Origin of the sequence: Paenibacillus pabuli (genome assembly GCF_039831995.1) — a bacterium.
Taxonomy (GTDB): Bacteria; Bacillota; Bacilli; order Paenibacillales; family Paenibacillaceae; genus Paenibacillus; species Paenibacillus pabuli_C.
In genome coordinates, this window is record NZ_JBDOIO010000004.1 from 1,103,382 (window position 1) to 1,115,713 (window position 12,332).

The following is a 12,332-nucleotide window of genomic DNA, read 5'->3' on the forward strand; positions in this document are numbered from 1 at the left end:
ACGTGATCCAGTGCGAAGGACTTGTGAAAATTTTTAAATCCAGTGATGTGGAAGTCGTTGCCCTTCAAGGTCTCAACCTGACTGTTAATCAAGGTGAAATGATGGCGATCATCGGCAACAGCGGCAGCGGTAAATCCACTTTGCTTAACATTCTTGGGGGACTCGATCGTCCAACGGCGGGTACTGCGGTTGTCGGAGACTGGGATTTGCTCAAAATGACGGATGCTCAACTGGTGGAGTACAAACGTCATACCGTAGGCTTCATCTGGCAAAATAACGGACGTAACCTGCTGCCTTATCTAACCGCACTGGAGAATGTGGAAACGCCCATGATTCTTGGGGGCAAGCGGGATCGAGCATACGCGATGCAGCTGCTGGAATGGGTTGGACTGAAGGATCGGATGCACAACAAGCTGCATCAATTATCCGGTGGGGAGCAGCAGCGGGTGGCGATTGCCATCTCGCTCTCCAATCGTCCCAAGATTCTGCTTGCCGATGAACCAACAGGCTCGGTCGATTCCGAGACTTGTGATACGATTATGAACATTTTTCGCAAAATGAATAAGGAACTGGGCGTTACGATCGTTATTGTTACGCATGATCTGACGCTTGCCGGCAAGGTGGATCGCATTGTAGCGATACGTGACGGCTTGACCAGTACCGAGTTCGTGAAACGGAATCCGAACCTGGATGATGAACATGGACTATCTGAAGCGGGAGCGCCGGATATTCATGAAGCCTTTGTCATCATTGACCGGGCGGGGCGCCTTCAGGTACCCAAGGAGTATCTGGAGGCCTTGTCCATTGACAACCGGGCAACTTTGGAGTTTGACGGTGAGCGCATTGTGATTACACCGCCAAGATAAATTTGAGGGGGAATTGGGAGATGAAGAACAGGTTTTGGGGAAAACGTGTGCTGGCCGTGCTGGCTACAGCCAGTCTGGCATTGCCGCTGATTGCGGGCTGTACAGCAAGTGAGGCCAAGGACACAGAGCAGCGTGTATTGCGTGTGGCTACATTGTGGGGAAGCCAGGATGACAGCTATTTCCGTCAGCAGTTTACGGATGCGTTTGAACTGACGCACCCGAATGTGACGATCGAAGTGGTGGCTGCAGTAGATCAGGGCAGCATGTATGGTTATGGAACTCAGGAAGAACAGCAGGAAATGCCGGATAGTCTGGAAAACCTTAAGAAAATCATGACTGGGGATAACCCTGTTGATGTTGTCGTGGCTGACACGGCTACACTCAAGTCACTCATTCAGGAAAATATGGTAAAACAGCTGGACCCGCTGATCCAGGAGGATAAATTCGATACCAGTGATATTGTTCCAAGTGTGATTGAAGGAATCAAGGATCTGGGAGATCAGAGCATCTATGCGTTGACACCGACCTTCTCCTCTTCCGCACTGTTCTATAACAAGGCAATGTTCCAAAAAGCAGGTGTAGAGCCGCCAACAGATAACATGACTTGGGATGATATTTTCAACCTGGCAACACGTCTGACCAAAGGGGAAGGAAAAGATCACGAATTTGGGTTCTCTTTCTCTACGTACCAGGGTGGTTCGCCTTACTACACCATGCAGCAATATTACAACGCTCTCCAATTGAAAATCTTCGATGACAAAGCGGAGAAAATGACGGTTGATTCACCGCAATGGGAGAAAGTATGGAGTACCATCAGCAAACTTGCTATTGATAAAGTTATCCCTAAAGGGGACGAACCACAGGATCAGGATCCGAACGGACGTTATAACCCGCTTCAAGGCGATCTGTTCCTGAGCAGTAAGGCCGCGATGGTTATTGGGGATTACAGCTACATCAACCAATTAATTGACGCGAACAAAAATGCAGATAAAATGGAAGGCTTCACCAAGGTCGACTGGGACGTGGTAACACCTCCAGTACATCCGGAAGCACCTGAAATTGGTGGTAATATCTATCTCAGCAGCCTGATGGCGATCAATAGTTCAGCTCAAAATCCCGATGACGCCTGGGAATTGATCAAATATATGAACAGTGAAGATTGGGCTAAGATCAAGGCACGCAGCAGTTACGAGATGGTATCCCGCAAAAGCTTCATTAAACCGAAGGATGGTTTGGATTACAATATCCAGGCGTTCTATACATTGAAGCCGGTGCCTCCTACCAATACCAACCTGGATAAACTGTACCAGAAAATGCCGAGCCTCTGGCAAGTCAGCGAGAAAGGCATGGAATACTTCACTCAGGTGCTTGAGAACAAGAAGACGCCAAAAGAAGCGCTTGGAGAGTGGGCAGCCAAAGGGAATGAAATGTTAGAGAAGTTAAAGAAAGATCCTAAGGCTACGTTCTAAGCATTGAAAAGTAAGTAGTTGGGTCCCATATAAGCCTAGCCCAAAATAGTCGCTGGAGTTTTCAACCTCTGGCGGCTATTTTTTTGGGAAATGGGGTATTCTACAACAAGCAGAGATGAATCATAACTCCGGAAAGGAAGAGAAGGATGCGCTGGGTATATTTCAGCAAGCTATATGCAACCAAATTTCAGGCAGGATGTCTTGCCAAACGTATGGAGCAGGATGGGTGGATTTACGGTCATAATGAACCTGCTGAGGTAGAAGTTTACCGTTCAAAAAGAGGAAGATATGGCGTTCGTTTTATTCCCTGACATTGCCCCTTGACTTATTGGGATGGGATAGTGTATATTAATTAAGTCGCTGTTTTAATATTTCTTACTGACGCGGGGTGGAGCAGCCCGGTAGCTCGTCGGGCTCATAACCCGAAGGCCGCAGGTTCAAATCCTGCCCCCGCAATTTAGTTTCACTTGGATGATTCACAGCCATCATCTGCACGTTATACATTATGTCTAGGGCCCTTAGCTCAGTTGGTTAGAGCGGTCGGCTCATAACCGATTGGTCGGGGGTTCGAGTCCCTCAGGGCCCATACTCTTGAAACCCTTGCGCAGCAAGGGTTTTTTTCTGTCCTGATTCCAATAATACGATCAAAATCATGCGATTCACATTGGAAAATTGCTGCTATTGCTAATCCACTTCCTTCAACAGTTCTTCCGAATTGTTTCTGACGTTTCCCACATCCCTGGACACCTTATATGCCCTCATTTCAGAAGACTTATACGGTTTGAGAAGCCCAAGTAGGGAAGGGACGTCTTTATGATTTCGATCCAGCCATTCTTCTTCATCCTGCGGACGTAAAATAACCGGCATCCGATTGTGTATGTCTGCCATCAATTCATTAGGTTTAGTTGTAATAATGGTGCATGTACTCAATTTGTTGCCTTCCGGGTCTTCCCAGATATCGTATAATCCAGCGAGCGAGAAGATGCGTTCGTCCTTTAGCAGAATACGGAGAGGCTGATTATGCGTCCCCTCCTTTTTCCACTCGTAAAAGCCATTCGTGGGGATAATGCAACGTCTGGAGCTAATGAGCCGTTTGAATGAGGGCTTCGTGTCTATTGTCTCTGCTCGTGCGTTGATCATCTTGTTTCCCATCTTGTCGTCTTTGGCCCACGTTGGGACCAGGCCCCAGCGAAGGGAACCCAGACGATTTCCTTGTGCACTTCCAATGATGGCTGGGATATGCTGCATGGGTGCAGCATTATAATTGGGTTGGTACTCGTAGTCATCACTTATGGAAGCCATGTACCTGTCCATTAATTCCTCTAAAGGGTCAGTTATGGTAAATCTGCCGCACATACGGATTACCTCCTAAACTGTCATTACCATATTTAATCATACTAACGAAGGATTAAACACGGTAAAAATTAGATAGGCCAAATGCTGTCTGATCTTCGCTCGGAAGGACGATGGCAGACCCTCCTCAACGGTCTCCAGAGCGGGCCGAGTCTAAATGGAAGCAATAGATTTCAGATATGCCTTTTTTTTCAAATATCTTTGTCTGTCCATGCCATCTCTATAATCTCGCATATACTATCCTATTCCAACCATAGGAGGTAGATTTCATGAGTCAATTTATTGATGCGAGAACCTCGCAGAATGCCAGCTTGGCTAACTCCATTTCTGTTCCTATTCTCGCAGCGAATACGCCGCAATTGTTTGGACAGATTGGTTTGGTAACGACTGCTGGCATAGGAGCGAATCCGCGTGTGCAAATGAAAGGTACGGTATCTGTGCAGCTTCCATTGGCACTCGTCGGGATCACCATCACTGTTGTGCGCGGAACGGCTCCAACGGATCCTATTATATATTCCGCGACGTCCACATTCAGTTTGAGTGTCCTGGCACCTCAAGTTATTACGTTCTCTGCGGATGACTTCAATCCACCGGTCCTGCCGCAACTGACGTACACGGCTTTTATCAGCTCGAACTTGCTGGGTACGGTTCGTGTAGGTCCTGAGAACTTTGATGGAGCGTTGTACTCGGATTAATTGTGAGGGTGCTTGCCCAGTGGAGAATTATAAAGAGGTTATCTCTAACCGGTTGTCATTGCCTGCCTTATTCGGCAGGCCTTTTTTATAATTGGGGAGGGCTGAATTCCTTGGGTTATGTCATGCTTATGTTATAATGAAAACCAATGAATTATAGACAGAAAGCGGGTTTTAGATGACATGATTAAAAACGAGGGACAGCTCTACCGCTTCAGTGAGGCTCCGGTATGGGAATGGCAGCGAGCCTACTATGAACAAAAAGGGCTGCAGGCCTGGACGGATAATCAGGTACCGCAATATATTACAAGCAATCCCATGATTGCGACTGCATATGCGGAAATGATCTTTGGCTTTCTCCAGGACTTGGCTGCCAAGGGGCAGACAACAGAGACAGTAACCATTCTGGAATTGGGTGCTGGCGTAGGTCGCCTGGCTTTTCAAATTCTGACTAAACTATGCGAGCTCATAGACTATGCTGCAACAACGCTGCCGCCCTTCCGTTATGTCATGACGGATCTGGTCGCTGACAATGTTACGGGGTGGAGGACTCATCCCTCTATGCAACCGTTGATCCAGCAGGGCCTGCTAGATTTTGCACAATTTGATGCCATGCAGGATACGGAATTAAATTTGACGGTAGCAGATACGATTATACGTCCGGGTGAGCTGAGTCAGCCATTACTGATTATTGCGAACTACTTCTTTGACAGCATTCCTCAAGAATTAATATATGTTGGTGAAGGGCAGATCTTCGAGTGTGATGTTATGATCTCAAATATTTACAGCTCATCCAACCTTCAGCCTGTTGAAATGTTGGAAAACATGGAGCTGAGTTATGCATACCGTCCCGCGCCGGAATATAGTGATGTGGACTTTCCGTATCGGGAGGTCATCTCGATCTACCAGGAAGAACTGGAGGACTCCCATATTCTATTTCCGGCAGCGGGACTGGCTTGTCTGGAACGGATCGAGACCTTATCCCAATCCGGGTTCGTACTAATTACAGCCGATAAAGGGGATCATCGCCTGGATAATTGGAAGTTTGCTGAGCCGCCTGAATTTGTTCTTCACGGCAGCTTTTCGTTGACGGCGAACTATCACGCAATTCAACACGTTTTCGAGCAGCGAGGGGCCCATGTTCGTTTTACATCACATCATTACAAAGATCTGAATATTGGATGTATGTTGATGGTAGAAGAGCCGATAACCTACGTAAATATGAGACTGGCATATCTGCGAGAGATTGAGCGTTTTGGACCGGATGACTTTTTCAGTATAAAAGAATGGTTCGACCATCAACTCAGCAGAATGGAGCTGAAACAGCTCTTGCCCTTTTGGCGTTTAGGCGGGTATGATGCCGAATTTTTGATACATAGTGCCCAGAGAATATCTGATCTCCTTCCTGAGGCGAGTGATGAAGAGATTTTGGATATTCAGCATGGAATTCATATCATGTGGTCCTCCTATTACACGATGGAACAGATGGGGGATATTGCATTTGTGGCAGGACAATTGTTAAATGAAATGGGAATGTACGGGGACGCCAAACATTTTTTGGAGCTGGCTCTGAAATCAGATGAAGTGAAGCGCAATTCGGCAGTATTATACGATTTGGCCGTATGCTGTTATGAGCTGGAGCTGGAGAACGAAGCGTTAAATTACACACGTAAAGTACTTGTGATGGAGCCTGATCATGAAGAAGCCCGTTCGATGCTTGAAAGTTTGGAAGGCTGAACGTTATTCTGTTCATCCAGCATCCTTGCTTCGAAAGGATCTGGATGGCATGCTTCACCGATGGCACCTTATTCAGGTATGAACCCGGCTTTTATTCATGAATGGAGGACACATGAGATGAAGATCCTGATTGGACAACCGAAACTGGAGCAAACCCTTAACCAATTGGAAAGAGAGCTAAGATCCAATCCTGATGTGGATATTGTGCTGTACCCGGAGGGGTATCTGAATCAGAATGTGGAAGAGGCATGCAGGTTGGCCTCAAAGTATGAAACGATGATTATATCCGGACACCGCAGACTGGATGAGAGACCCAAGGATCGAACCATCATGATCAATAAGGCCGGAGACATCGTGCTTGAAAAGGCTAAATACACACCTGCCGCCACGATTGAGGAGGCTGGCTGGGTAATCAGTACCTTGTTGTGTGACGAATTGGTACAGCAAGGTTTTCGCAAGGAGTTTAAAGGCCAGGTGCATCTGATCATGCATTCCATCGGTGTTGGGATGTTCAGTGAGGAGCAATATGCGGAATGGCTGGAGAAGGCGCGGCAGATTGCGATGACGGAGCGGTGTTTGATCATGGGGACAAGCCATGCTGACGGGGCTTATCAGGACTCGGATACCAGCATTCCAATAGCCTACTGCATCGCTCCGAGCGGCGATATTCTGATCGAATCGAGAAACGATACCCGGTCCCGAATCATTGACCTGAAGTCAGTGGACACAGGGCAGGACTGGAAGACAGATGGCATGAATATCAGTGTATTTTGCCTGGAATAGTTAATTTGGTTTGGGCGCAGCAGAATGGGGGTCTGCCCGGTCATTTGTACTGATTTGGCATATGTTATGGCATACCTTGAAATTCAAAGGAGGCCAATCAAATGAGTCAAGTTGGATACGGTTGTAACAATGTTGGTGGAGTTGGATACGGTATGTGTACTTCCACTGCTGCAATTCTGGTACTCTTCATTCTGCTCGTCATCATCACAAAATCGTTCTGGTGTTAATTCGTATCTGGTAATGAAACGAAGGCTATCAGGCTCTGCTGAAAACTCAGCGGGGCCTTTCCTATGTGGGTAGGAGAAGTACTGAGCAGTAGCGGTTCATGCATTTGACAATCGAAAAGAATGTGCTTAAAATCACATAAGAGACTAAATTTAGAGATTGAAGGGATCGTAATGCCGTTTATTCGCTTTAAAGGATTCACAGGTCACCAACTGGAAGAAACTGTACCCCGGATTACCGAGCAGATGGCTCTCATATGTAATATTCCACGAGAAAGATTGAAGGCAGAGCGTTATGATGTACAAGCTCTCACGCCATCTCCCGCCTCGGTAGAGATCCTGATGTTTCAGCGTGATCAGGAGGTTCACAATCGCATTGCATCTTCCATCCATGGTATTCTGGCAGACGAAGGCCTTTCTGATGCTCATATTTTCTTCAACATCCTGTCACCGACATTATATTACAAGCAAGGCAAGCCGTTAACCGATTACCCGTTAGATTAAGTAATGATACGACCAGTGCATATGGTTTACAAAAATATGGATGTTCCGCCTATGTTCGGAACATCCTGGGGACGAGCAGAGATCTGCTCGTCTTTTTTATTTAAGAATGCCTATGCTCGGATCGAGCGGCGGTGCTGGCGTGCTAGGTTCAATCCGGAGAGGCACAGAGTTGAAGTGATCAGCACGGCTCCTCCGATGAGATAGACCAGCCAGGTGCCCAACTGATCTGCAACCGATCCAAACAAGATGGCAGACAAGCCGAAGGCTGCGGTCAGCAGCAAGCCTTCCCGGAGAACATTACGTTTAGGATGTCTGGATGCCTCTTTTTCCGCAGTGTCACCCAAAAGTAAAGCAATAACGACCATAAGCGTCAAGCTCGCCCATGACATGGCTGCAGCTGCCCAGAATGTTTGTGAAGCTCCCCAGTGACTGACAACAAAACCGGCTGCCGCATATCCAACTATCGTTGCAGTCTGGCTGGAGAAGGATAGCAGGCGTCTTGTTTTTGGGAGTTCTTCGCCTTGTACGAGACGTGGTGTGATTGTGTCAAGCACAGGCCATTCCAAGCCCTCCAGAAAGGAAAGAACGGTGATAACGGCCAGTAAGACCGGGATATGTAGAGCCAGATAAGTGAGCGATACGGCGATTCCGGTGAACATGAGCGTCCTTGCCACGGGAATGCCAATAAGCAGTTTGGCCAAATCGAAACGGCTCACAAGCCATGGAGAGGTTAAGACTGCCACAAATTGTGCCGTCAGCTGAATGAAAGGAAATAGTGCGGCATAGAGTATCGATCCGGTCTCTCCATAGACCAGTAAAGTGATCACCATGATATATAATACATGAATAAAAGATAGGAGTGTCTTCGCAGCCCAGTATGGATAGAAAATGATGTTCATGCATAGATGCCCTTTCTAGGTTCATATATATTCAGTACTTGCTGAAATAACAATACTAATAGTAAAGGGATGGAGGGCAATGCACCACAAATAAAATTATCATTTTCTCAAAAAGCAGTTATCCGTCCGGATAACTGCTTCATAAGTATATGGTCTTCAGGCTGCTGCAAGTGTAAAAGCAATAATCAGCATAACCAAACTGGTCATTCGGGTGAACGTCATATAAGGCTTACTGGGTTCGGACTCTCCCCTAGAAATCCATCCATAACGGAGATACCATCCGAACTTGGGAAAACAGAAATTGATAATGCAAAGTGTCATGAAAATAAAAAAGAGGGTTCTCATGCCCGATCTTCCTTCCTTGTTTGCATGACCCGAATCGGAATTAACGACGTCTGCGTCTGGTGAAGAAGTACAATACCAGGATAACAATAATAACAATTAACAGAAACTTCATGATGTTTTCCTCCTGACGGATTGGTGTGAGTTAAGCGTATTTTAACCACAAACCACATCATTTGAATAACTGTGTTACAATTAAATATATTGATTTTGGTTGATTCAAGACCCAATCGTTATCATTTTTATTATATATGCATTTGACGAAACGGACCATAAGAAACAGGAGGGGAAGCATGAGCATCCAAAATAAGCACTCCATACCCATTCAGTGGGAGTTTTTAATCTCCAAGCTTAAATCTTCCGTAACTGTGGTCGATGCAACTTTACCAGAGCAGCCATTGATCTATGTCAATGAACAGTTCACTGCGCTAACAGGGTATACCTTTGATGAAGTGGTTGGACAGAACTGCCGATTCCTTCAGGGCAGGGACACGAATCCCGAAACCATAAGCCAAATCCGTAAGGCGCTTAATCGGCAGGAGTCTATTAAAATTGATATTTTAAACTATACCAAAAGTGGTCAACGATTCTGGAACGAATTAAATATTGATCCTATATTTGATAATGAAGGACAGTGTCTCTTCTTTGTTGGTATCCAATATGACATTTCTGAACGGAGATATGCCGAGGAGCAGCTTCGGAGAGCGGCCAAGATGACCGAGATGAACAGCAGGGGACATCTGGAGTTTATCGGGAAATTAAATCATGAACTGCGCACACCGCTCAATGGAATTATGGGGATGATCGAGTTAACGAGCATGGGCGAAATTAGTGAGGAGCAAAAAGAATATTTGGAACTTGCCCGTCAGTCAGGCGAAGCCTTGCTGAATATTGTGAATAACAGTCTCGACATGGCGAAGCTTGGCCGTGGCAAGATGCAAGTCGAACAGGTCGAATTCCAGCCCCTTAAGCTCATTCAACAGATTGTTAGAACGCATGAGCCTGCGGCTGAACAGAAGAAGGTTCAATTGTGCTGTCAGGCCGATATGCAGGTACCGGACGTTTTGGTCGGAGATCCTTTGCGTTTGCGTCAGGTACTGGACAATCTGCTGAGCAATGCGATTAAGTTCACGGAGCAAGGCGAAGTGTCATTGCAGCTTGATGTGAAGGAACTACATGGGGATTTCGTTACCTTGTTGTTCTCCGTAAGTGATACGGGAATCGGTATTCCCGAAGAGAAGATACATCAGTTATTTGAGGCTTTTACCCAGACGGATGTATCCCATGCCCGCAGATTTGGTGGGAGTGGACTGGGATTGACCATCTGCAAGGAACTGCTCGAATTGATGCAGGGGGATATTGCCGTAGAGAGTGTACAAGGGCAGGGAACACAATTCTATGTAACGCTGCCGCTGTTACGGCAGCAGGTTATTCCACACGTGGGATAACAGGCGGTGCATAAGAATAAATGGAAGAAAGACAGTTCGGGGTAGGCGCGGGCTGTTTTTTTGGTATTGTTTCACGAACGAACGTTCTGGTATAATGCAAGAGGGAACGGGGGAAACAGCATGAAGAGAAAGCACACAAGGAAGAGAAAAAACAAAGGATGGAGCAGGCTTAAAAAATCGTTTATTACGCTGGTGACCCTCGTGGTTGTGGCTTTTTTTGCCTGGTTCGAGGGAGCGTTGCCGCTGGATCTGCCATCTCCTTTTAACGGAAGCAGTCAGGGCGTGGATCACACCATTACCTTTCCATCCGAGCGGTATCCGGAGACGGCGAAGCATATTAAGGACGCCATCAAGGCAGGACATTCGGATGTATGCACGATTGATCGTAATGGTGCAGACGCGAATCGTGATTTGTCACTCAAGGGTGTACCCGTGAAGAAAGGGAAGGATCGTGATGAATGGCCAATGGCCATGTGTGCCGAAGGTGGGGCAAATGCCGATATTGAGTATATTACACCCAAGGACAATCGCGGAGCAGGTTCATGGGTTGGTAATCAGCTGAGTACATATCCGGATGGAACACGGGTAAAGTTTGTTGTGAAATAGCATGAGGATACAGACACATAGACCCAAACCAAAACCAGACCCACGTGGGTCTGGTTTTGGTTTATACCACTATGGAGCTATAGATCGGCAATACTTAAATGCATACCCTTCATATGATGGGAACGGATACTCAGCAAGCGGGTAACCTGTTCAACCTCATCAAATGGAATCCAAAGGTTTCCCTGGACCGTACGCAGGGTAAGAATGGATGAGTCAGCAGAACGCTCGGGGAATCCGGTCACCGTTTGACCGCTGGTGTTACGAACTACAATTTGTTGATTGCGGCGAATGGCAATTTCTACCTCTTTTTTCATAAGACATTGCTCCTGGTTGTGGGATGGTTGCTTAATATGTCAATAATTTCAATGGTTAATTTGGCTTCTTTATCTAGTCTATCAGAACTAGGTATGGATTTCCAGAAAAGAAAAAAATGCTTCGGGTTTAGGTGAATTGACTTATGGAATAGATTGGTTTTTATCCAAGGGGTATTAAATATATTAGGTTTACATGTGCTATTAGGGAGGGAACGGAATGACACAATTACTGGTTGGGCTGGTCCAAACGGAGAACGAAGCGATTGTAATGCTTAACAAGCTTAGGGAAGCAGGGATAGAAGCAGATGCGATGGGTGTTGTGGCGAAGGAACATCTGAATCTGGATTTGATCAGCGAAAAAGCAGGTCTGCCCAAACCTTTGAAGGGTGCAGGAACAGATGGTGCGTTTGGCGTCTTCAAGGGTGTACTGGCAGCATTGGGGAAACGCATGGATCAGACGATCTCTGCGGGCAAAGCGGTTCGCCGATTGGCTGGCAACGAAATTGGAGGAGAAACGGATGATCTCGTCCTTACCCTGGCAGAAGCGGGAATTGCCGAAGAGGATGCCCAGTACTATGAACAGTGGCTTCTTCAGGATCATTTGCTTATCGTGGTGGAATGCAGTGAGGGAGATGCTGTCCGCATCGCACCCATCGTGAAGGGAAATGATGCATAGAACATGATTGTTGCAACTTTTTAGTTTAATTTAAGCCTGATTTTAGGTTTCTTTAATGTTGGGGCGGTATTATGATCTCACACCTCCCTTAATATAGATGGTTTATAGAAAGTCCGGGACCGCAACTCGGACTTTCTAGGCACTGCCAGCTGATGCTGGCAGTGCCTTTTCATTATTTTGTGATACCTCTATCAAAATAAAAAAATCCAATAAATTATATGTTGCATAAAACTTAATCCTATGATAAGATATTTCTTGTCGCCTCAAGTGATAAAGTGAAACATACATATGCCGGGGTGGCGGAATTGGCAGACGCACAGGACTTAAAATCCTGCGGTAGGTGACTACCGTACCGGTTCGATCCCGGTCCTCGGCATCCTAATAAAGAAGATCGCATGACGCTTGTTGAACAAGCTGTC

At 46.4% G+C, this 12,332-nt stretch carries 15 protein-coding genes and 3 tRNA genes; 14 read left to right on the forward strand and 4 right to left on the reverse strand.

The features are described from left to right. The first annotated feature begins 2 nt into the window (after window positions 1-2). The 5 genes from ABGV42_RS24505 (at window position 3) to ABGV42_RS24525 (ending at window position 2,921) form a co-directional block, all read left to right on the forward strand. Window positions 3-866: an ABC transporter ATP-binding protein gene (locus ABGV42_RS24505; protein ID WP_175397568.1), complete on the forward strand. Its 864-nt coding sequence runs from the start codon at window positions 3-5 to the stop codon at window positions 864-866. Window positions 867-886: 20 nt separating this feature from the next. Then, window positions 887-2,335, forward strand: a complete 1,449-nt coding sequence (locus ABGV42_RS24510) for an ABC transporter substrate-binding protein (protein WP_347384079.1) — start codon at window positions 887-889, stop codon at window positions 2,333-2,335. A gap of 146 nt (window positions 2,336-2,481) precedes the next feature. Next, window positions 2,482-2,646 (forward strand): hypothetical protein, encoded by a 165-nt coding sequence (locus ABGV42_RS24515; RefSeq protein WP_164764226.1) that lies wholly within the window; start codon window positions 2,482-2,484, stop codon window positions 2,644-2,646. Window positions 2,647-2,717: 71 nt separating this feature from the next. Continuing rightward, window positions 2,718-2,791: transfer RNA gene (locus tag ABGV42_RS24520), tRNA-Met, on the forward strand. A 56-nt stretch (window positions 2,792-2,847) separates the two neighbouring features. Further along, window positions 2,848-2,921 (forward strand) — tRNA-Ile (locus tag ABGV42_RS24525). Window positions 2,922-3,019: 98 nt separating this feature from the next. Here ABGV42_RS24525 and ABGV42_RS24530 read toward each other — a convergent pair. After that, entirely contained in the window at window positions 3,020-3,691 is a 672-nt protein-coding gene (locus ABGV42_RS24530; protein WP_347384080.1) for an SOS response-associated peptidase, read from the reverse strand. A 266-nt stretch (window positions 3,692-3,957) separates the two neighbouring features. Here ABGV42_RS24530 and ABGV42_RS24535 point away from each other — a divergent pair, with 266 nt between their 5' ends. The 5 genes from ABGV42_RS24535 (at window position 3,958) to ABGV42_RS24555 (ending at window position 7,628) form a co-directional block, all read left to right on the forward strand. Then, complete coding sequence (locus tag ABGV42_RS24535) at window positions 3,958-4,383, forward strand: hypothetical protein (RefSeq protein ID WP_347384081.1); 426 nt, start codon at window positions 3,958-3,960, stop codon at window positions 4,381-4,383. A 180-nt stretch (window positions 4,384-4,563) separates the two neighbouring features. Continuing rightward, complete coding sequence (locus ABGV42_RS24540; protein WP_347384082.1) at window positions 4,564-6,117, forward strand: tetratricopeptide repeat protein; 1,554 nt, start codon at window positions 4,564-4,566, stop codon at window positions 6,115-6,117. Window positions 6,118-6,234: 117 nt separating this feature from the next. Continuing rightward, window positions 6,235-6,900: a hypothetical protein gene (locus ABGV42_RS24545; RefSeq protein ID WP_347384083.1), complete on the forward strand. Its 666-nt coding sequence runs from the start codon at window positions 6,235-6,237 to the stop codon at window positions 6,898-6,900. A gap of 101 nt (window positions 6,901-7,001) precedes the next feature. Continuing rightward, the gene (locus tag ABGV42_RS24550; protein ID WP_095359426.1) at window positions 7,002-7,127 is read left to right on the forward strand and encodes a sporulation protein YjcZ; all 126 of its coding nucleotides are present in this window, start codon (window positions 7,002-7,004) and stop codon (window positions 7,125-7,127) included. A 171-nt stretch (window positions 7,128-7,298) separates the two neighbouring features. After that, window positions 7,299-7,628 carry a DUF1904 family protein gene (locus tag ABGV42_RS24555; RefSeq protein ID WP_347384084.1) on the forward strand — a complete coding sequence of 110 codons (330 nt, stop codon included), beginning with the start codon at window positions 7,299-7,301 and terminating at the stop codon, window positions 7,626-7,628. Between the two features lie 110 nt (window positions 7,629-7,738). Here ABGV42_RS24555 and ABGV42_RS24560 read toward each other — a convergent pair whose 3' ends face one another. Together ABGV42_RS24560 and ABGV42_RS24565 are read right to left on the reverse strand one after the other, a co-directional pair. Next, the gene (locus tag ABGV42_RS24560) at window positions 7,739-8,527 is read right to left on the reverse strand and encodes a hypothetical protein (RefSeq protein ID WP_347384085.1); all 789 of its coding nucleotides are present in this window, start codon (window positions 8,525-8,527) and stop codon (window positions 7,739-7,741) included. Between the two features lie 156 nt (window positions 8,528-8,683). Beyond that, entirely contained in the window at window positions 8,684-8,872 is a 189-nt protein-coding gene (locus ABGV42_RS24565; protein WP_347384086.1) for a DUF6199 family natural product biosynthesis protein, read from the reverse strand. A 290-nt stretch (window positions 8,873-9,162) separates the two neighbouring features. Between ABGV42_RS24565 and ABGV42_RS24570 the strand changes: the two genes are divergently transcribed. Further along, window positions 9,163-10,317 (forward strand): sensor histidine kinase, encoded by a 1,155-nt coding sequence (locus tag ABGV42_RS24570; RefSeq protein WP_347384087.1) that lies wholly within the window; start codon window positions 9,163-9,165, stop codon window positions 10,315-10,317. 120 nt (window positions 10,318-10,437) lie between these two features. After that, window positions 10,438-10,923 carry a NucA/NucB deoxyribonuclease domain-containing protein gene (locus tag ABGV42_RS24575; protein ID WP_347384088.1) on the forward strand — a complete coding sequence of 162 codons (486 nt, stop codon included), beginning with the start codon at window positions 10,438-10,440 and terminating at the stop codon, window positions 10,921-10,923. Window positions 10,924-11,000: 77 nt separating this feature from the next. On the opposite strand, the gene ABGV42_RS24580 is transcribed toward ABGV42_RS24575, so the two are convergent. Next, window positions 11,001-11,237, reverse strand: a complete 237-nt coding sequence (locus ABGV42_RS24580) for a hypothetical protein (RefSeq protein WP_347384089.1) — start codon at window positions 11,235-11,237, stop codon at window positions 11,001-11,003. 217 nt (window positions 11,238-11,454) lie between these two features. Here ABGV42_RS24580 and ABGV42_RS24585 point away from each other — a divergent pair, with 217 nt between their 5' ends. Both ABGV42_RS24585 and ABGV42_RS24590 read left to right on the forward strand, forming a co-directional pair. Continuing rightward, window positions 11,455-11,913 carry a general stress protein gene (locus ABGV42_RS24585; RefSeq protein ID WP_347384090.1) on the forward strand — a complete coding sequence of 153 codons (459 nt, stop codon included), beginning with the start codon at window positions 11,455-11,457 and terminating at the stop codon, window positions 11,911-11,913. 290 nt (window positions 11,914-12,203) lie between these two features. Continuing rightward, window positions 12,204-12,289, forward strand: a tRNA-Leu gene (locus tag ABGV42_RS24590). The last annotated feature ends 43 nt before the right edge of the window (window positions 12,290-12,332 follow it).

Excerpts from the sequence above, each read along its gene's own strand:
- ABGV42_RS24515 (WP_164764226.1), top strand. The coding sequence starts at position 2,482 with ATGCGCTGGGTATATTTCAGCAAGCTATATGCAACCAAATTTCAGGCA.
- ABGV42_RS24510 (WP_347384079.1), top strand. The coding sequence starts at position 887 with ATGAAGAACAGGTTTTGGGGAAAACGTGTGCTGGCCGTGCTGGCTACA.
- ABGV42_RS24545 (WP_347384083.1), top strand. The coding sequence starts at position 6,235 with ATGAAGATCCTGATTGGACAACCGAAACTGGAGCAAACCCTTAACCAA.
- ABGV42_RS24550 (WP_095359426.1), top strand. The coding sequence starts at position 7,002 with ATGAGTCAAGTTGGATACGGTTGTAACAATGTTGGTGGAGTTGGATAC.
- ABGV42_RS24575 (WP_347384088.1), top strand. The coding sequence starts at position 10,438 with ATGAAGAGAAAGCACACAAGGAAGAGAAAAAACAAAGGATGGAGCAGG.
- ABGV42_RS24555 (WP_347384084.1), top strand. The coding sequence starts at position 7,299 with ATGCCGTTTATTCGCTTTAAAGGATTCACAGGTCACCAACTGGAAGAA.
- ABGV42_RS24535 (WP_347384081.1), top strand. The coding sequence starts at position 3,958 with ATGAGTCAATTTATTGATGCGAGAACCTCGCAGAATGCCAGCTTGGCT.
- ABGV42_RS24585 (WP_347384090.1), top strand. The coding sequence starts at position 11,455 with ATGACACAATTACTGGTTGGGCTGGTCCAAACGGAGAACGAAGCGATT.
- ABGV42_RS24565 (WP_347384086.1), bottom strand. The coding sequence starts at position 8,872 with ATGAGAACCCTCTTTTTTATTTTCATGACACTTTGCATTATCAATTTC.
- ABGV42_RS24530 (WP_347384080.1), bottom strand. The coding sequence starts at position 3,691 with ATGTGCGGCAGATTTACCATAACTGACCCTTTAGAGGAATTAATGGAC.
- ABGV42_RS24540 (WP_347384082.1), top strand. The coding sequence starts at position 4,564 with ATGATTAAAAACGAGGGACAGCTCTACCGCTTCAGTGAGGCTCCGGTA.
- ABGV42_RS24570 (WP_347384087.1), top strand. The coding sequence starts at position 9,163 with ATGAGCATCCAAAATAAGCACTCCATACCCATTCAGTGGGAGTTTTTA.
- ABGV42_RS24580 (WP_347384089.1), bottom strand. The coding sequence starts at position 11,237 with ATGAAAAAAGAGGTAGAAATTGCCATTCGCCGCAATCAACAAATTGTA.
- ABGV42_RS24560 (WP_347384085.1), bottom strand. The coding sequence starts at position 8,527 with ATGAACATCATTTTCTATCCATACTGGGCTGCGAAGACACTCCTATCT.